The organism is Pelagibaculum spongiae, from assembly GCF_003097315.1.
Lineage (GTDB): Bacteria > Pseudomonadota > Gammaproteobacteria > Enterobacterales > Pelagibaculaceae > Pelagibaculum > Pelagibaculum spongiae.
Map to the genome: position 1 here is coordinate 246,555 of NZ_QDDL01000004.1, position 19,512 is coordinate 266,066.

The window sequence follows — 19,512 nt, forward strand, 5'->3', positions numbered from 1 at the left end:
GGTTGCTGTTTTGCTGGATCGAAACATCGATTTACCGCTAGTGTTATATAGTATTTGGCGTGCTGGAGCTGTTTGGTTGCCGTTGGATAGCCAATGGCCATTGGCGCGACAAAAAGCCGTGTTGCAAGATGCTAAGCCTGCTTTTTTAATCAGTCATTCTGAGTTAGCAAATAATCTTGATACAAGCAAAAGCCCAGAATATTCTGATTTTCAGCTGTGTTTAATCGACCAGTTGCCACAACAGAACCACCCATTTCAGCCGGTGCTTCTCAATTCGACGATGGCGGCGTATTTGATTTACACCTCTGGTTCTACCGGTGCTCCGAAAGGGGTTCAGATAAACCATGGCGCGATCACCCATCTATTTAAAGCTTTACACGGCACGGTTTATTCAGGACGGGATTTAACTGCAAAAAAAATTGCGGTCAATGCTTCGGTCGCTTTTGATGCCTCGATGAAGCAGCTGATTCAGTTGGCTGCAGGGGCGACAATTGCACCGATAGATGAACTGACGCGGCTAAACCCCGAAGCCTTGGCTGGCTGGTTAAATATCAATGGTGTTTATGGGTTGGATCTTACGCCGTCGCTTGCCCGTCAATTATTACCGGAATTAAAACAACTGCCCGCTGACTCACGCCCAAATATCATGTTAATTGGCGGTGAGGCGATTGATCTGCAGCTATGGCAGCAATTAGCAAGGCTAGAAGCGGTAACCTCATTCAATGTTTATGGCCCTACAGAAGCCACAGTCGATACCACTTCAGTAGAAATAACCGAGAACAACCAACCTTGTTTAGGCTCGCCACTGCCTGGTTATCAGGTGCAAATACTCGACGACCTGCAACGCCCTGTAATGAGCGGTGCAGCAGGGGAATTGGCGATTTCAGGGGTTGGTTTGGCCGATGGTTATATTAATCAGCCGCAATTAACTGCAGAAAAATTTATTCATTTAAATCACCCAACTGATGGTAGCACTCGCTGGTATTTAACCGGCGATAAAGCCCGCTTCAATCACCTTGATTTGTTAGAATACCTGGGCCGATTTGACGATCAGATTAAGTTACGTGGCTATCGAATAGAGCTAGGTGAAATTGAAGCCGCACTACTATCGAACCCACAAATCCAACACGCGGCAGTACTTTTAAAACAGCGTAAAGCCAGCCAAACCTCAGATGAAAAACACGATTATTTAGTGGGTTATTACTCTCTAAATGCTGGCCAGATATTAGATAAAGAACAGTGCCGCAAACAATTAACCATAGCGCTGCCAGCCTACATGTTGCCGCAACAGTTGATTGAATTGGAGGTAATGCCACTAACGGTCAATGGAAAAGTTGATCGCAAATCATTGCCTGAACCTGAACAGCTGGAGAGAAAAGGCGACTTCCCACAAAGTGAATTGCAAATAGCGATTGCTGGTACATGGAAGGAACTACTTAATTTAACCAGCGATGAGCCGATTTTCCTACAAGATGACTTCTTTGCTTTGGGCGGCCATTCCTTGTTAGCCGCTCAGCTCATCGCACGAATTAACAGACAGCACCAAATTAACCTGCCATTGAGAGTTATCTTCGAAAGTCCACAGTTAGAGGCGTTCACTCAACAGATTTCAATTCAGGCAAGCCAGCCTAAGCTGCCTAAAATAATAAAGAAAGTTTTTATTGAAACCGATATTATACCATTATCTTTTCAGCAGGAGCGATTGTGGTTTTTGTCCCGTTTAAATCCTGAAAGCGCTGCGTTTAATATGCCGCTGGCTATGTTAATCAGGGGCAAGGTAAATTCGGTCGCTTTGAATCGCGCATTACAAATGCTGGTCAATCGACATTCAATTTTACGAAGTCGCTTTGTCGCCAACAATGGAGAGGGCGGACAGCAGATTGATGCCGTTCCGGCACAAATACTCCATTTTGAACAACGGTTTGATTTAGCCGATAAACCACAAGAACAAGTTCGCTTAGCTGATTTGGAAGCGCTGCGTAGCTTTGATTTAGAAAGCCAGCATCCAATTCGCGCCAGATTAATTGAAGTTTCTGACCATCAAAATTTACTGCTGATCAGTTTGCATCACATTGCATCGGATGGTTGGTCGAATCGAATATTGTTACAGCAGCTTATCGCTTTTTATCAAAAGGCCTCGCTGGATTTACTGCAGAAAAACTCAACAAATAGCTTGCTGATAGAAAATAGCGATTCTCAACTTTGTTATGCCGACTATGCACAATGGCAGAGAGAAAACTTTGGGCCGCAGCAGTTAGAAAAAAGCCTTCAATATTGGCAGCAACGATTATCCGACGCACCATCATTGTTACAGCTAGCAACCGATCGGCCGCGGCCGGAAGTTTCCAGTGGCGCTGGTGCTTTGGTTAATCGAAAATTAGACGCTAAGTTACTACAGCAGTTGAATCAGTTTGCCCGGCAAAAACAAATGACACTATTTATGTTGTTGCTGTCTGCCTGGCAAATGCTGCTAATGCGGCACAGCGGTCAAGATGATTTATCGGTGGGTGTACCGGTTGCTGGTCGAAGCCAAAGTGAATTAGAAGATTTGGTTGGATTTTTTGTTAATGCGGTGGTGATGCGCGCCACTGTTAATGGCAACCAGTCGATTGATCAGTTCTTAGAAAAAAATCGCGCCGATGTGCTAGATGCTTTTGAGCATCAGCAAGTACCAGTTGAAATGGTTTTAGAAAAACTCAGCTTGCCACGCTCAACTCGTCATATGCCGCTGGCGCAGGTTTCATTCAGCTTACAAAATATCGATGATGGTGAATTTTCAGAACTGCCATCTAATGAAGATCAACAATCTTCAGCAGAGCAAACAAATGAATCGGCGCTTTCAATTAGCCCGTTAAAATCCCAGCAAACCACCGCACGACAAGAAATGACTTTATTTGCCAACGAAGGTAAGTCGGGTCTGGAATTATCGCTGGAATATAGCACCGACATTTATAATGCCGAACGCATGGAAGTATTGCTGAGCCATTTTCAAGCAGTGCTTCATCAAATACTCGAAAATTCCCAGCAATCAGTTTTACAAATTCCGCTGGAATCAACCACCGAGTTAGCGATTGGTTTACAGATTAATCAGCCAGTTGCCAAGGTATTGCCGGTAACACCGATGCAGCGAGATTTGGCAATGGCCAGTTTAGCTGAACCGACGACTCTGCAAAATTCACTTGGCTATGCAATTCATATTCATGGCAAGTTAGATCCAAAGAAATGGCAAAAATCGCTAGAGCAAATTCAACAGCAATTTCCGCTACTTTCCACTCGTTTCAGTCAAGGCAAGCAAGCATGGCATGAGCCGGTTTATCAGTGGCTGCCATTACAAAAAGAACTCGATTTTCAATTGATCAAGCTCACTGCTTCGCAATCAGTCGAGCAAATGATTCAACAATTGGTCCAGCAACAAACCTTTGATATTGAAAATGGCACTTTATGTAAATGCTATTTATTGCGTGTTGATCGCCAGCATCATGTGGCTTTATTAGCGGCCCACCATGCCGTGTTAGATGGCATCGCAATTATCAGCCATTTTTTAGAAACACTTAAAGTTTATCAAAAAGAAGCAAAGTCGGACCAACCGCTGGAATTATTACAAGATCCGTTCTTTGAATGGAGCCAGCAAGCCAGAGATCAGTTCGATCAAACTGAGACGCTGCAATTTTGGCAGCAGCAGTTGTCTGATGTGGAGTCTCTCGATCCACAGCAATTACTACCAAACAAAACGCCAGCGGCAAATCATATATCCAAGCGGATTGAATTAGATTTAGCGCATTGGCAGGCTATTAAAGATTTTTGCCGTAAGCAGCGAATTACCCCTGCACTTTATATGAAGGGCATTTACGCAATAGTGCTATCCCATTACTGCCGTAGTGAAAAAGATTTTGTGCTGCTGGAAAACCATCCTGGGCGAACTCGAGCCATTGGCTTGGCGCTGGGTTGTTTTTATCATCAAGCGCCTTCGCTAGTTAAAAACCAATGGCTGCAGGGCACATTTAGTGAGCTGCTTGCTGGATTGCGTCAATTCCAGAAGCTAAGCAAAAATCATCTGCAAATTTCCTTACAGCAACAATTTTCATTGTTGCCCGCTGGAAAGCTACAGTTTATGTACAACTTCCAGCAGTTTATTCCTACCGGCGAATTTGAAGGCCAGCAATTGCGTGGCACGGGCATTACGCCGCTAGCGCCAGGTTTTGTTCAGTTTATGGCGCAACTGGATGATGATGTAATGAGCCTCAAGCTAGATTTTGATGGCAATTTATTTGATGATTTACTGTTTTTGCAACGGTTTATCGGCGTCTCTACGCAGATATTGCAACAGTCAGGTCAGCAGTCTGTAACTTTAGCCAATCTCAGGCTGATTTTGGGCGGTGAAAAGCGAGCTATTCAAGGTCCGGAGGTAGCGAAGCAACCATTGGCGGATGTTCAGTTGCGATTTGAAGCGGCTGCAGCAAAATATTCCAACAATATGGCAGTGGTTTGTGGCGAGAAAAAACTCAGTTATCCGCAGTTAAACCAGCAATCGAATCAGCTGGCATATTGGCTAAAACAACAGCAAATTGTTGCTGGTGATATTGTTGGGATTTGTTTACCGCGTTGCGTTGAATGGCCTTTAGCGATTTTGGGCATTATTAAAGCCGGTGCTGCCTATTTGCCGATGGATGCTGATATTCCACAGCAAAGAAAACAATATTTGTTACAAAACAGTAACGCAAAACTATTGATTGATGACCAATGGCTAGAGCAAAACCAAGCTGAATTACAAAAGCAGCCTTCTGAGAACCTTCAGTTTTCTGCCGCAGCCGATGACTGTTTCTATCAGGTTTATACCTCTGGATCGACTGGCCAACCGAAAGGTGCTGCCGTTAGCCGAGGTAATATTGCCAATTTACATCAGTGGTTTTCGCGCCAATACCAAATTACCCAGCAAGATAAATCATTGCTAATCAGTGCTTTTGCTTTTGATTTAACCCAGAAGAATTTGCTTTCTGTATTGCTAAGCGGTGGTTGTCTAGTAATGCCCGAAACATCGGCCTATGACCCGCAAGTGATTGCCGATACCTCACAGCAACATCAAATCACCTTAATTAATGCTGCGCCAAGTGCTTTTTATCCATTAATTGAGGCAGAAGAAAACTGGCCGAAATTATCCAGCTTGCGTCAATTATGGCTGGGCGGTGAATCAATCACGGCAAACCGGTTGTTAGCATGGCAGGCCAATCCGCATTGCCATTGCCAAATAGATAACACTTACGGTCCCACCGAATGCAGCGACATTACCTGCTTTGAATCGATTGATTTTGCTGCGATTGAAAATCAACCGGCAATTTCACTCGGACGGCCAATTGATAATCTGCAATTAAAAGTGGTCGATCAACAGTTAAGAGATGTTGCAAGTGGCATTGCTGGAGAGCTTTTAATTGCTGGTGCCAGCCTTGGTCAGGGCTATCCGCAAGATCCACAAAAAACCGCTGAAACTTTTATTCAGCTTGATAATAAAACCTGGTATCGCAGCGGTGATTTAGTTAGGCAATGGAATGATGGCCGCCTGCAATATCTTAACCGTGCAGATTTTCAGATTAAATTACGCGGCATGCGGATTGAACCGGTCGAAATCGAACAAGCTATTTTACAACTCGCAGCGGTGAGCGATGTTCGAGTAATGGTGACCGAATCAAAAACCAATCCTCAGTTGGCAGCTTGGCTAATCGGCGAGCAATTAACCCAGCAAAGTTGGTTTGTTGACCAAGCTTGGAAGGCACTACTTGCTGAATTTTTGCCAAGTCATATGATTCCTTCAGAAATATTTTGCCTTGAGCAATGGCCATTAAATAATAACGGCAAGGTCGATCGTAAATCATTGTTGCAGATGAATTCTCAGCAGCAACACAGTTATCAGCCACCACAAAATTCGGTAGAAAAGCGACTTGAACAATTGTGGGGCGAGCTGCTGGGGCAAAAGCAAGTCAGTCGAAATGCCAGCTTCTTTGATTTGGGCGGTCAATCGTTAATGGCGGCACGGATGATGGCGCGAGTAAGAGATTTATTCGCGGTTGATTTGCCGCTTATGCGTTTGTTTAGTTCACCAACCATTGCTGCGATGGCTGAATTAATTCAGCAGCAGCAAGGTGACATTGAATGGAGTCCGTTAACTCCAATTCAGCCACTGGGCGATTTAACGCCGATTTATCTGGTGCATCCAATCGGTGCTCAAGTATTAATTTATCAGCAGATGGCCGCTGAAATTTCTAAGCAAACACAGCAGCAACGCCCGGTATTTGGCTTAACTGCCAAAGGCTTGGAAGCCGACCAAGTGCCATTTGATAATGTTGAAAAAATGGCAGCCTTTTATATTGAATCGATTAAAAAGCACCAGCCAGAAGGGCCTTATTGGTTAGGCGGGCAATCAATGGGCGGTGTAGTCGCCTATGAAATGGCGCAGCAATTAATCGCCCAGGGTGATCAGGTTTCTGGTTTGTTGTTAATGGATTCTTATCCTGCAGAGCTATTACGACAGCACGGGCTAAAAGAAATTGATGATCAGCAAGCACTTGGTTGGCTGTTGGGTGAGCAGGCACCAGACCCAGAAACGCTGGCTCAGTTATCTGATGAAGATAAATTAGATTTGATCCGTCGAGCGGTACGCGGCCAATTAACTAAGTCGCAAATTTCTGGTTATTTGCGGGTATTAAAAGGCTTTAACCGCATGTTGCTCGATTACCAATCACTGCCTTTAGCGATTCCCACGCTGCTTATTCGACCTGAAGATGTGGTTGGTAAAGAAGCCGGTTGGTTGTTGAAGTCAGTGAGTAAAAAAGCCCGCATGCAAATGAGCCTTGGTTGGGACAAGTTGCTAGGCAAAGATAATCTGCAAATTGAGAAGGTCGCCGGTGGACATGAGTCGATTATTACTCAACCACAAAACCTGAAGCAGTCAGTCAACTACTTGCTGCAATTTATTGAAGGGACGGAACTGTAGGTTTGATGAGTGTTAACGAAATCAGACATCTAGCAGTAAATTCAAAAGTGTCTGATTGCGCCTATGGCTCATCAAACCAGCGTAGAATTGTCTTCAGCTCATGGTGTAATGAGAATAAAAATAATGACCAAGGTTTCTGAGCAAATAGAGAACGTCACATTGAATGACGCTGGGCCGATTATCGACGATACAAAAACCTATGGCAGCGCAAAAGGTTGGTTAACCTACCGAATTTTGCTAGTGGGTTTTTTGGTTTCTTTCCTCGGTAGTCGCTTAGCCAGTTTTGGTTTGGCGGTTTGGTACTACCAGCAAAACAACCAGGTGAGTCAGTTTGCGATGATCGCTCTGGCGGCTATTTTGCCCGGTTTATTAATTGGCCCGTGGGCCGGTGCTTGGGTTGATCGATTTCCCCGTAAGCGAATTTTGATTATTAGCCAGCTGCTGTTGTTTTCTGCCGCAGTAGTTTTGTACCAACTGTTTTTAGCTGAACAATTAAAGCTGGAATTTATTCTGCCTTTGGTTGCAATGGTTTCGATCAGCCAAAGCTTTTCCGGCCCGGCACTGAGTGCATCGGTCACCTTAATGGTTCCCAAAGACAAACTAGGAAAAGCCAGCGGTTTACGTCAATTAGGTATTGGTGTTATTCGACTTTTTGCGCCAATGATTGCCGGTTGGTTGTTATTGCAGGTTGAGCTAAAAGGCATTTTCCCGATTACCCTAGCCACAATGTTGGTTGGCTTGTTTACGCTATTGGCTTGTCAGATTCCCGATCCGAAAAAATCAGCGCAGCCGAAAAGTAAAAGCCGCAGCTGGCAGGATATTACACAGGCGTGGCGCTATCTAAAGCAGCGGCCTGGCTTGCTACATGTATTGCTGGTTGTGGCGTTTGTTAACTTTAATTTGGCAGCCGTCAGCCTGTTGTTTGTGCCGATGGTGTTGAGTTTTGCCAACGAAGCCGAGCTGGGCACTATTATGTCTGCTAGTGGTATTGGTTTGATTATTGGCGGCGGTTTAATGTCGATCTGGAAAGGACCGACTAAAAAAATGCCAATGTTCTTAATTGCATCAATTTCAATCTCAGCATTACTTTGCCTGATACCCATGGTAACCAACAGTTGGTTATTTGCCTTGGGCACAATTGGTGTGATGATCTGTTTTCCAATGATTAATACGTCGAGCCAAGTGCTATGGCAAACAAAAATCGACCCGGAATATCAGGGGCGAGTGTTTGCATTTAGACAAAGTTTAGTTGGCAGTATGATGCCGCTGTCGGTGATTGTTTACAGTTGGTTAGCCGATAAAGTTTTCTATCCAGCTTTGTTAGAAAACGGCGCATGGGTCAATGTTTGGAATGGTTGGTTGTCAGGGCTATTTGGTGTTGGAGAAGGCCGCGGGCTGGCACTTTTGGCCAGCATGCTTGGCCTGATTAGTCTGGTAACACTGCTGGTTGCTAGTCTAAACCCAAGAATACGCAAATTGGAGCAGGAAATCCCTGATTATGACACTCCAGCGCATGACAAACGTGCAGCCTGATGTTAGCTTCAGCGGCATAACTATTATAAAAATAACAAGACCCGGGGTAGACCATGGGCTTTTCATTTTCGCCAAGTGCGCAAAACCAATCTAGCCATAAGTTGGCTGACTGGTTTTTAACTGCCAAACCAATAGCGCAACCCAAATTGCGACTGTTCTGTTTTCCTTTTGCCGGTGGCAGTCCGCAAGCCTATTTTAATTGGCATCAGTTTTTGCCTGCATCGGTTGAAGTTTCTGCAATTTGTTTGCCGGGGCGTGCGCAACGCATGGCCGAGCAACCTTTGAACTCAATTGAGCAAATGGTGCAAGGCCTAGTGCCTGCATTAGCACCTGCGTTAGTACCTGTATCGAAAGGCAAAACCCAAACGCCTTATGTTTTCTTCGGCCATAGCATGGGGGCAACCCTTGCTTACGAAACCATGTTGGAATTAAAGCGACAAGGTTTGCCACTTCCTGCGCATTTAATTGTTTCAGGACGTAGAGCCCCGAGTGAACATGGCCAAGCCAGAAATCTAAGTAGCCTGCCAAAAGCACAATTTATTGAAGCGCTGAAAAACCTTGAAGGCACCCCAAAAGAATTGCTCGAACACCAGGAACTAATGGAGTTGTTGGAGCCAATCTTACGGGCAGATTTTGCAGCGATCGAAAATTGGCGGCCAAAACAGCATTTACCTTTTAATTTGCCGATTACCGCAATGGGTGGCACTGAAGATCATCGGGTAAGTCTGTCGCAGCTAGCCGCTTGGCAAGAAATTAATCAGCAAAAGATTTCATTAAAAACCTATTCCGGCGGCCACTTTTTTATTCAATCCCAGCAAGACGCGGTATTGAAAGATCTAACCCATATTCTTGAGCAAATCCCCCAGAACACAGTCTCTGGCGATTGCTCACAATCGAATTTTGATAACACCAGCTTTAGCTCAGCGGCCGGCATGTAGCGCCACCGCTCACTGATAGAATAAACGGAGTGCTTGATGAGCAGTAATCAGCAACCAGATCAGGTCGCAGCAAACGCAACAGCTCAAACCTCTGATCAGCCTTCTCAACCTTTGCAGCAAGGCGGTAAAAGTAGAGGAAAGCTTCTTGCAATCGGAATTATTGCAGCTTCAATTGGCGCAAGTGCCGTATTGATAATGTTCAAGCCAGTGGCGGAACCAAAGCAGTTCAGTGAAAAACTGCCCAGCGTGAGTACGCTGCAAGTTCAGCCTAAGAAAATGCAAATTCCGGTTTATAGCCGCGGCATTATCAAACCTAGACAAGAAGTTCAGCTGGTTAGCCAAGTGACCGGTGAAGTATTAGAAGTGAATCGTAAATTTGCTGCGGGTGGCTTCGTTAAAAAAGGCGAGTTACTGCTAAAGGTCGACCGGGCAAATTATCTGGCGGATCAAGCAAAAACCAGAGCATCGCTGTCTGCTTCTGAAGTGAGGCTGGCGCAAATTGAAGCGCGCGCTCGAATCAGTAGTCGCGGCAGAGATTGCACCAAAGATCGTCTCGGTTGCATGATTCCTCAATTAAATGAAAGCCGTTCTAGCGTTAAAGCCTCAAAAGCTGCGCTAGATTTGGCAACTCGTCAGTTACAAAAAACATCAGTGCGAGCGCCATTTGATGGTCGAGTTAGGCAAGCGGTGGTCAGCCAAGGACAGTTCGTTACTACCGGACTGACCATGGGCATTATTTATGCTACTGACTTTGCAGAAGTTCGTTTGCCGTTAACCGATAACATGTTCTCGGTAATCAATTTACCTAACGATCAAACATTAAGCGAAGACGCTGCGTTAGTAATCCTAAAATCAGGCAATGGTCGTGAAGATTATTTTTGGCAGGGAAAACTGGTTAGAACTGAAGCCAGTATTGATCCGCAAACGCGCTTAATTCATGTGGTCGCACAAATCAGTCATCCGTTTACTCAAGATAAATCACAGCCAAACCGCCCACCATTAAATGACGGCATGTATTTGGAAGCGCAAATTGCAGGCCGCTGGTATGAAGGGGTTTATGAAATTCCTCGCCAAGCATTAAGAAATGGTCATGAAGTTTGGTTGCTGGATGATGACAAGCTAAGAGTGCGCCCGGTCAGTGTGCTTTATCGAGGCAAGCAAAATGTTTATATCGATAGCGGCCTAAGCCCTAACGATAAAATTGTGATGACCCAATTAGATTCTGTGGTTGATGGTATGCAAGTCATCCCAGTCAGCAATAGTGAATCTGAACAAGAGAAAAATTCAAAACCAGTAAACCCCAAACTATCAAGCCCTAAACCTTCGTTGGATTTAGCGCAATCGTTGGATAATCAAGGCTTATCAGATACTCATATTTCTACAGTTAAAAAATCCATAAAAAATTCCCGGATTGAGATTTTACCGGAGCAACCATGAACCAAGTTATTGCCTGGTTTGCAGGTAACCGGGTCGCCGCCAACCTGCTGATGTTAATGATTCTGGTCGGCGGTATTATGGCCCTGCCTGATACCCGAAAAGAATTATTTCCCAACTTAAGTCTGGATGCGATCAGCATTTCAACTGCCTATCCTGGTGCTTCGCCTGAATCAGTTGAAGGCCAAGTGACCGACCGACTAGAAGCCGCAATTGCCGATTTAGAAGGCATTCGCTCGATGACTTCTTTTAGTGGCGAGCATGGCAGCAGCATTTTATTAGAAGTCGATTATGGTTTTTCAGTTCGGGTATTAATTGATCAGGTAAAAACCCGCCTCGACGGCGTATCAGGTTTGCCTGATGATGTTGAAGCTTCTCGAGTCAAAGAAATCAGTGCCAAATTTGAAGTTGCCCGATTGGTTGTTTCTGGCGATATCGATTTACGTTCACTCGGTGCTCTGGCAACTCGGTTGCGCGAAAAACTACTCGAATATCCTTCGGTTAGTGATGTAGAAGTAACAGGCTTGCCGGATCAGGAAATGTTAATCGAACTTTCCCGGCAAACCATGCAGCGCTACCAAATTACCTTTTCTGAAGTTGCAGCGGTGGTTAGAGCTAGCTCACTGGATTTACCCGGTGGTTCAATACAAACCTCTGGCGGTGAAGTGCTGCTTCGTGGTGCTGGATTGCGTGAGTCGGTCGATGATTATCAAGATTTGGTACTCAGAGCTTTTCCCGATGGTAGCCGAATTACGTTGGCTGATATTGCCAAAGTATCTCTGAAGTTTGTCGAAGATGGCCAGCGGATTAAACACAATGGTCAGCCCGCAGTTGCGTTAAAAGTTAACCGGGTCGGCCAAGAAAATATTCTAGAAATTTCAGAAGCAATGCATGATTTAAAAGACAATCATGGCATGAATATTCCCCAGGGCGTTGAGCTATCGATGTGGCAAGACACCTCGAAATATTTCCGTAACCGGGTTGAATTGTTGACCGAAAATGCTGCTATCGGTCTATTTCTGGTGTTTGCATTACTGCTTTTGTTCATGCGACTGCAGCTAGCTTTTTGGGTTAGCTGCGGTATCGCGGTTTCATTTTTAGGTGCTTTTGCTGTGCTGCCTTTATTTGGCGGCTCAATCAATATGGTATCGCTGTTTGCCTTTATTCTGGTGCTGGGGATAGTGGTCGATGATGCGATTATTGTCGGCGAGAATATCTACAGTAAAAACCAAGCGGGTGAAGAGGGGCTAGATGCCGCAATTAATGGCGCAATCGAAGTGGCAAAGCCGGTTAGTTTTGCGATTGCCACCACCATTATCTCTTTCTTACCCTTGCTGTTTTTACCCGGTCCATCGGGCAAATTAATTTTGGCAATTCCTTTAGTGGTCATTGCTACCTTGTTGTTTTCTTGGGCCGAGTCGCTGTTAATTTTACCGGCGCACTTATCTGATGGAAAAAAACCAAACAATTACAAACGCAGTCGCATGGTTAAGGTTCAAGATAGCTTTGACGGTTGGTTGAACCGATTTTTGAAAAACTGGTACCAACCATTTTTAGAAAAAGCATTGTTCTGGAGATACGCAACCTTGTCGGCGTTTGTCGGTATGTTTGTTATTTCCGCGGTTCTACTCAGCAGTGGCTGGCTAAATACGGTGTTCTTCCCATCGGTTGATGTAGACACACCAAGCGCCCAATTAAAATTAGCAGTCGGCAGCGATTCAAAAGATCTAGAAATCGGTTTATATAAATTGGAACAAAGCGCTTTTGAATTGAAAAACCGTTTGGCGCAAGAAACTGGTCAACAGCAAATTAACGATGTAGTTACCCAGTGGAGCGGTGACAGCTCTGGCATGGTGTTAATCGAACTGGTTGACCCGGCACAGCGCTCGTTCTCCGGACAACAAATCATTGATCGTTGGCGTAAATTAACCGGCACGGTTGCTGAAGGTGCTCGGCTCGATTTCACTGCTTCAACCACCAAACCCGGTCCCGATATAAACATCGAATTATCCGGATTATCGGTTGAACAATTAAAGCGTGCGGCAGAAGGTTTGAAAGAAGCACTGGTGGCATTCCCCGGTGTTTATGAAATTCGAGATAGCTTCCAACAAGGTAAGCAGGAAGTTCGGATTAGCCTGAAAGATGAAGCGCGTGATTTGGGCGTGACCTTCAACGAGATCGCAGCGCAAGTCAGGCAAGCTTTCCATGGCATGGAGCTTCAACAAATCCAACGTGGCAGCGATGAAATTAAAGTGCAACTGCGCTTACCAGAAGCCGAGCGCCGTTCTTTATGGCACTTGGAAAATCTGCTGATTAACTCCCCCGGTGGCAATGCTATTCCGCTACAAAATCTAGCTGAAATTAGTTACGGATTAAGCTCTAGCCGTATCAAGCATTACGAACAACGCAGAGTATTAAATGTGTCTGCCTATGTTGACCCGGGAATTAACAAGCCAAAACGCATTATGAATAGCCTGAAAAAGGATGGTTATCTAGCCAACGTATCGCAGAAATGGCCTGGTGTCAGTTGGTCGTTATCTGGCCAACAACGTTATCGCGATGAATTCACTGGCTATTTAAAGCAAGGCTTCACCATGGCAATGTTGGCAATGTATGTGCTGATGGCTATTTTATTCCGCTCTTACGCCCAGCCAATTTTGGTAATGACTGCCGTGCCATTTGGCATGGTCGGCGCTTTATTGGGTCATTTGGTGATGGGGGTCGATGTCACGCTGTGGTCTTTTGTCGGCATGATTGCGGTCAGCGGGGTGGTTGTAAATGACAACCTAGTGCTGGTCGATTACGTCAACCGTGCCAGAGAAAAAGGCGCGTCATTAATTAGCGCACTGAAAGCCGCAGGTATGGCGCGTTTTCGGCCAATTGTGCTTACTTCATTAACTACCTTTGCCGGTTTGCTGTCTCTAATGTTTGAGACCAGCTCTTCGGCACAGTTTTTAATTCCGATGGCAGTGTCATTAGCTTTTGGTGTTTTATTCGCCACTTTAATCAGCTTGGTATTGGTGCCTAGTTTGTATCACTTGCTGCATGACTGGGAGCACTGGCTGAGTAATCCGGGGAAATCTTGGTTTAGCTTTTGGAAATCATCCGCTGATTTCGATTTATCAGCGCAAATGTCAATGGATCAAATGCCACTCAACATGACTTTGGAATCAGCCTATGAAGCGGGTTTTCAGGCGGCGGTTGATGGTTTTCCTGGTGGTGCTGTTGATCGTGCGGCAGCGCATACCGCAGCTTGCCCAAGTCAGTTTGCATCGGAAGAATTACAAGCAGGTTGGGAGGCAGGTTTTGCTGATGGCCTGGAAGAGGGAAATCCTCCGGTAACGGTTTAGGTAAAATTAAAGCTCGGAATCAATAAGCCATGGATGGCGAAAGTTGAGTTTGGTATGAAGTTGCGGATTTAACTTCCCTGTCCATGGGTCCCCGCCTTCCTTGGCGAGGATGACGCGGGGACAAGCAAGTGCCGTGGAATACATAATAAAAAAAATAGGAATTCAGATGAAGTCTCTGGTTGTCATCGGCCAAAAACTGGCCGCATGGAGTGGTTTTCCACTTTTATTATTGTTAATCATGCTCGGTATTTATTTGCCAACGCTCAATGGCAATCTAGCTGCCGATGACTTGGCGATGGTTCACTTAGTCCAGCAATCAGACGCTAGCTTCAGCGACAAAATAAATAATATGTACAACTTCACCGCCGATAAAACGGTCTGGATGGAGTATGGCAACTTGCCTTGGTGGAGCGATGACCAGCTAAAAATTAATTTCTGGCGACCTTTATCTGCCGCCACTTTATGGGTGGATTACACCTTTTGGCCCAACCAACCGGTATTAACGCATATACACAGCACGCTATGGTTTTTGCTTATGCTGCTGGCGGGTTGGATGCTCTACAAAGAATTACTACCTAGAAAACTGGCAGCATTAGCACTAATTTTATTGGCGCTGGATGTCAGCTTGCGAATTCCCGTTAGCTGGATTGCTAACCGAAATGCTCTTATTTCTGCCGCCTTCGGTTTGTTTGCTGTTTACAGCCATATTCAGTGGCGCAGAAAACAAGGCAACCGCTGGCTAATCGGTTCACTGATTCTGCTGACCTTGTCATTGCTCGGTGGCGAGTCAGGCATTACGGTTTGGATCTATCTATTCGCCTACGCCTTATCGCTCGACCCTCAATACCGACGTTTACGTGCCTTTGCCGCTTTAATACCAGCCACAGCGATCATCATTGGCTGGCGACTGCTGTACACCCAGCTGGGTTATGGTGTTGCTGAAACGCCGCTTTATACCGATCCCGGCGCAGATCTAATCGCCTTTGTTTGGTTGTTAGTAGAACGAGCGCCTTATTTATTGTTTGGGCAATTAACCGGTATCGATCCGCTGTATTACAAGTTGTTATCGCCAGAATGGAAACAACTCGGCAGCATTATTCTGCTAGTGCCTTTAGTGGGTTTGTTATTGCTGGCATTTCGTTTATTTAAACATTCGCCAAAAGCGCAGTTCTTTTTGCTAGCGACCATGGGTGCAACCGTTCCGGTGACCGCCAACGGCCTTGTAAGTGGCCGATTGTTAGCCTTTGTAACACCGGCTGCCATGGGGCTTTTAGCGCTGTTTTTACATTGGGCGTTAACTGAAAAAGGTTGGGGCAAAAAACTGGTTGCCTGGCCGCTGTTAATTTGTAACTTGCCAATGGCATTGGCCACTTTGATATTGCTCAATTTCTACGTCACGGTAAATGTTGAACATCAGGTCAAACTAGTTCGCCAATTAGCCAGCCAAGCCGCTGGGCCATCTGAATCACAATCTGAGCCGCAACTGGGTAGCGAAGTTGGCAATCAACTGAAAAATAACCAAAGAGTCATACTGCTAAACCCCAGCTCGCCGTATCAATTTTTGTTTGTTCCACTGCATTCAGAATATTTCAAAAGCTATGCGCCTTTGAGTTTGCGCAGTTTGCTGCCAGGTCACCAAAACCTCAAGCTGCAGCGCAAGGCGGAAAATCAGCTAACCATTACTGGCGATAACCAGCCTTTGGTGATGTATCACGGCGATAAATTACCTACCAACAGTAATTTGCACCCTTTGCACGGAAAGAAAATGTTTACCGACACTTTCCGCGATTCACCAATACCCGATGGTTTTACCCGCGAGTTAAGTGATTTGAAAATCACCTATCAAAAAGCATTATCCAGTGGATTAAACGGCCAGCAGCTTGATGGTATCGAAGTTAAGCTACTGCGAGACCAGTCTGAGTTCAGCTGGGTTTATTGGGATTGGCAAAGCAAGAAATACCTTACATTGAAGCTGCCTGAAATCGGACAAACCCTTTTAATTAACGGGCCTTTTTCTAGCAAAACTAAAGTGGAAAGCCCCGTTAAACCACCAACTAAACCCGGTGCAGCAGATGCAGCCAATACAATAGAAGAGGGCGTTTAAAATGTTCAGGAGAATTTTGAGCGCCTGGTCACTCAGGCGAAATCTGAAAAGCATTTTTGTTCGACCCCATGCGACTTATCAGTCGTTAGATGGCATTCGCGCCATTTCAATGTTCTGGGTGGTGTTCGCCCATGTTTTGATGGGCGTGGACATTCTATGTAAAAACGGTTTTTGCCAAGCCAGCGATGCAATGAGTTGGATTGATAATATGCCGGTATCGCTGTGGTTTGTTTGGCACGGTTTTAAAGTGCTCGATACCTTTTTCGTACTCAGCGGCTTTCTAATTGGTTCTTTGCTGTTTTTTGAAGAGAAAAAGAAAGGTTCAATTAACCTCAAACGCTTCTACTGGCGGCGATATCTACGGCTGATGCCGGTTTACGGCTTTGTAATTTTGCTATTCGTTTGGCTGGGTATTGAAGAACCGACGCAACCTTATATTTGGGCCAACATCTTTTATGTAAACAACTTCCTTGAATACAAACAGATGTTTATGAACTGGACCTGGTCACTAGCAGTAGAAGAACAGTTCTACCTGTTGTTGCCTTTGCTGTTGATTGGATTTTTCTTTAAGAGCAAACACAAGATTTCTTTAATCGTTGGCATGTTTGTGCTGTCTTTTATCATCCGGTTAGGCATTTTACTGGCCAACCCAGATGTTGCATCGATCAGCTTTACCAACCAGCTATTTCACGGTCAGCCTGGCTACAGCCCTCGCTACTTTGAAGTCATCTACGACAATATTTACAGTCGCTATGGACCATTCTGCGTCGGGGTACTTGCTGCTTGGTTGTATATTCAAAAACCGCAACAGCTAGAACATTTCTTCAAACAACGCTGGGTGCTTTCATCGTCGCTATTTCTGCTCAGTACGGCATTTTTAGTCGCTATCTGCTGGTTCCCATTATTCAAAAGTGATTTTGAATTAACCGGTTGGCTGAAAATTGCTTATGAAACCAGCCACCACAATTTATGGGCAATGGCGATTGGTTATTCAATGCTAGCGTTTATGTTTCCGGTCGGCTTGGCAAGAATCTTTAACTGGTTCCTTTCTTGGAAGATCTGGTACCCGGTAGCGCAATTGTCATACTCCACCTACCTATTGCATGTGCCCATTATTATTGGTGCCTATCAACTGGTTGCCATCAACCGCCACCCAGAACTACTGGCAATATTCAAAGAATCTGGAATGCCAGGAATTATGTCCGCTGGCATTTTAAATCGATTGACCATGGCGGATATCGGTTGGGTATTTGCCGTAACGGTGTTGGTTTCATTTGCACTGGGCATGGTCTGTTATCTGCTGATTGAAAAACCATTAATGAATTTGCGCCCGCAGGAGAAGAAGAAACCACAGCACACCTTGGAAGTCGGTGCAGAGAAAGAATGGAAAAAGACGCATAAACCAGCAGCTTAGGCTGCTGGTTTTGCACTTTATCAAGTCATATTGACGGCTGTAACGGTGATTTCACTCTCATGTGGTAAAGTATCTCGAAAATCCGGCCGTTGCGTAACGACATGAATATCAATCTATCAGAAATTCTAGCTTGTAATGTTAAAGCAGGCGCTCCAATCATTCAAATAATCAGCCATGATTCATTACGCATTCATGCTGAATGCATTGAATTATCTCAAAATAATGAGATCAACCGAACACTATATCTTTGGAACCGAGTTGAAGGCTTAAGGTATTACTCAGGTAGCTTAGAAAAAGTCGTAAAATCTAATATGAACTCTCTTGATGAAGTTTTAGACTGGTTTTTAGGTATTCAAGATGATGGTTTTTCAATTGAAGATGATAACGCGAGTAGCAACACTCCAACCGATAGTATATTACTGTTAGAAGATCCTCATTATGAACTAGAGGGGCAAAATCCTAATCTTTTCAGTAAATTAAGGCTTTATGCTTTAAGGAAAGGACAAGGCCTGTATTCTGATAGATCTCTGATATTTTCCCAGCCGATACCTCAGCTTCCAGTAGAGCTTGAAAAAGATACGCAAGTTTTTCATTTATCGCTGCCGGATAGAAACGCCTTAATGGTCTTACTGAATGCAACCAAAGATCAATATCATATAGATGAACGTGACTTTCAGGCTAGCTCCAGACTTATAGATGCTGCATTAGGCTTATCTACATCTGAAGCTCAGTTGGCTTTTGCTAAAGCAGCTGTGATGAAAAGAAGATTAACTGAGTCTGAGATCGATTTGGTTGTTGCAGAGAAAGAGCAAGTAATCAAAAAATCCGGTTTACTTGAGTATTTTCATCCTCAAGTCGGATTGGACGATGTTGGCGGATTAAAAAACCTAAAGAATTGGTTGGAACGCCGAAAAAATGCTTACACAGAAGATGCTCGTGAGTTTGGTCTCGAGTACCCCAAAGGGGTTCTGATGTTAGGACTTCCTGGAACAGGAAAAAGTCTTGCAGCAAAAGCGGTATCAAGTAATTGGCAGTTACCGCTTTTACGCCTTGATATGGGGAAGGTATTTGGGGGTGTTGTTGGACAGTCAGAAGAGAATATACGAAATGCACTGCAGATGGCAGAAACCATAGCTCCATGTATTTTATGGATAGACGAAATTGAAAAAGGACTATCCGGAATGCAAAGTTCAGGCAGTAGTGATGGCGGAACCACGGCGCGGGTACTTGGAACTTTCCTTACTTGGATGCAAGAAAAAACCAGTCCTGTTTTTGTACTTGCTACTGCCAATAATATAGAAATGCTTCCTCCTGAATTACTCAGAAAAGGCCGTGTCGACGAAATATTTTTTGTCGACCTCCCTGTTTTAGAAGAACGTATAGAAATACTGACCATTCACTTAAAAAAACGCGATGATCGCCATGAGTTATTCACTGATAGCGAACTACAAAAATTAGGAGCGCTAAGTCGAGGGTTCACTGGTGCTGAGCTTGAAGAAGCAGTAAAGGAAGCTCTTTTTATGGCATTCAGTGAACATTCTGAAGTGACATATTTGCAAATTTCTGAAGCTATAAAATCAACTTCTCCATTGTCTGTCACTATGCATGAAACCATCAGTGATACTCGTAAGTGGATTGATGGCAGAGCAGTTTCTGCTAGTGATGCAAAGCCGGAACCATTGATAGGTGACAAAATTTCACAAAGCCCGAGGCTTCAGCAGGAAAGCAGAAATCCATTTGTAAAACGATAAGGA

At 44.7% G+C, this 19,512-nt stretch carries 8 protein-coding genes (1 of these 8 cut by a window edge); all 8 read left to right on the forward strand.

Annotated elements, in window-relative coordinates:
* Positions 1 to 6,985, forward strand: the 3' portion of a protein-coding gene (locus DC094_RS11635; protein WP_116687288.1) for a non-ribosomal peptide synthetase. It extends 335 nt beyond the left edge of the window; only the last 6,985 of its 7,320 coding nucleotides appear in the window; the start codon falls outside the window, past its left edge; its stop codon occupies positions 6,983 to 6,985.
* A gap of 123 nt (positions 6,986 to 7,108) precedes the next feature.
* A complete protein-coding gene (locus DC094_RS11640) occupies positions 7,109 to 8,518 on the forward strand; it encodes an MFS transporter (protein ID WP_158527303.1) in 1,410 nt (469 codons plus the stop codon).
* Positions 8,519 to 8,571: 53 nt separating this feature from the next.
* Entirely contained in the window at positions 8,572 to 9,456 is an 885-nt protein-coding gene (locus DC094_RS11645; RefSeq protein WP_116687290.1) for a thioesterase II family protein, read from the forward strand.
* A 36-nt stretch (positions 9,457 to 9,492) separates the two neighbouring features.
* Positions 9,493 to 10,893 carry an efflux RND transporter periplasmic adaptor subunit gene (locus tag DC094_RS11650; RefSeq protein ID WP_116687291.1) on the forward strand — a complete coding sequence of 467 codons (1,401 nt, stop codon included), beginning with the start codon at positions 9,493 to 9,495 and terminating at the stop codon, positions 10,891 to 10,893.
* The gene (locus DC094_RS11655) at positions 10,890 to 14,240 is read left to right on the forward strand and encodes an efflux RND transporter permease subunit (RefSeq protein WP_116687292.1); all 3,351 of its coding nucleotides are present in this window, start codon (positions 10,890 to 10,892) and stop codon (positions 14,238 to 14,240) included. The genes DC094_RS11650 and DC094_RS11655 overlap by 4 nt, the downstream gene beginning before the upstream one ends.
* A 166-nt stretch (positions 14,241 to 14,406) precedes the next feature.
* Entirely contained in the window at positions 14,407 to 16,344 is a 1,938-nt protein-coding gene (locus DC094_RS11660; protein ID WP_116687293.1) for a hypothetical protein, read from the forward strand.
* 1 nt (position 16,345) lies between these two features.
* Entirely contained in the window at positions 16,346 to 17,758 is a 1,413-nt protein-coding gene (locus DC094_RS11665) for an acyltransferase family protein (RefSeq protein ID WP_116687294.1), read from the forward strand.
* Positions 17,759 to 17,859: 101 nt separating this feature from the next.
* On the forward strand, positions 17,860 to 19,509 hold the full coding sequence (locus DC094_RS11670) for an AAA family ATPase (RefSeq protein WP_116687295.1): 1,650 nt from the start codon (positions 17,860 to 17,862) through the stop codon (positions 19,507 to 19,509).
* The last annotated feature ends 3 nt before the right edge of the window (positions 19,510 to 19,512 follow it).

What these genes read in the sequence shown, in the direction of transcription:
- DC094_RS11650 (WP_116687291.1), top strand. Translation starts at nt 9,493, where the DNA reads ATGAGCAGTAATCAGCAACCAGATCAGGTCGCAGCAAACGCAACAGCT.
- DC094_RS11645 (WP_116687290.1), top strand. Translation starts at nt 8,572, where the DNA reads ATGGGCTTTTCATTTTCGCCAAGTGCGCAAAACCAATCTAGCCATAAG.
- DC094_RS11670 (WP_116687295.1), top strand. Translation starts at nt 17,860, where the DNA reads ATGAATATCAATCTATCAGAAATTCTAGCTTGTAATGTTAAAGCAGGC.
- DC094_RS11660 (WP_116687293.1), top strand. Translation starts at nt 14,407, where the DNA reads ATGAAGTCTCTGGTTGTCATCGGCCAAAAACTGGCCGCATGGAGTGGT.
- DC094_RS11655 (WP_116687292.1), top strand. Translation starts at nt 10,890, where the DNA reads ATGAACCAAGTTATTGCCTGGTTTGCAGGTAACCGGGTCGCCGCCAAC.
- DC094_RS11665 (WP_116687294.1), top strand. Translation starts at nt 16,346, where the DNA reads ATGTTCAGGAGAATTTTGAGCGCCTGGTCACTCAGGCGAAATCTGAAA.
- DC094_RS11640 (WP_158527303.1), top strand. Translation starts at nt 7,109, where the DNA reads ATGACCAAGGTTTCTGAGCAAATAGAGAACGTCACATTGAATGACGCT.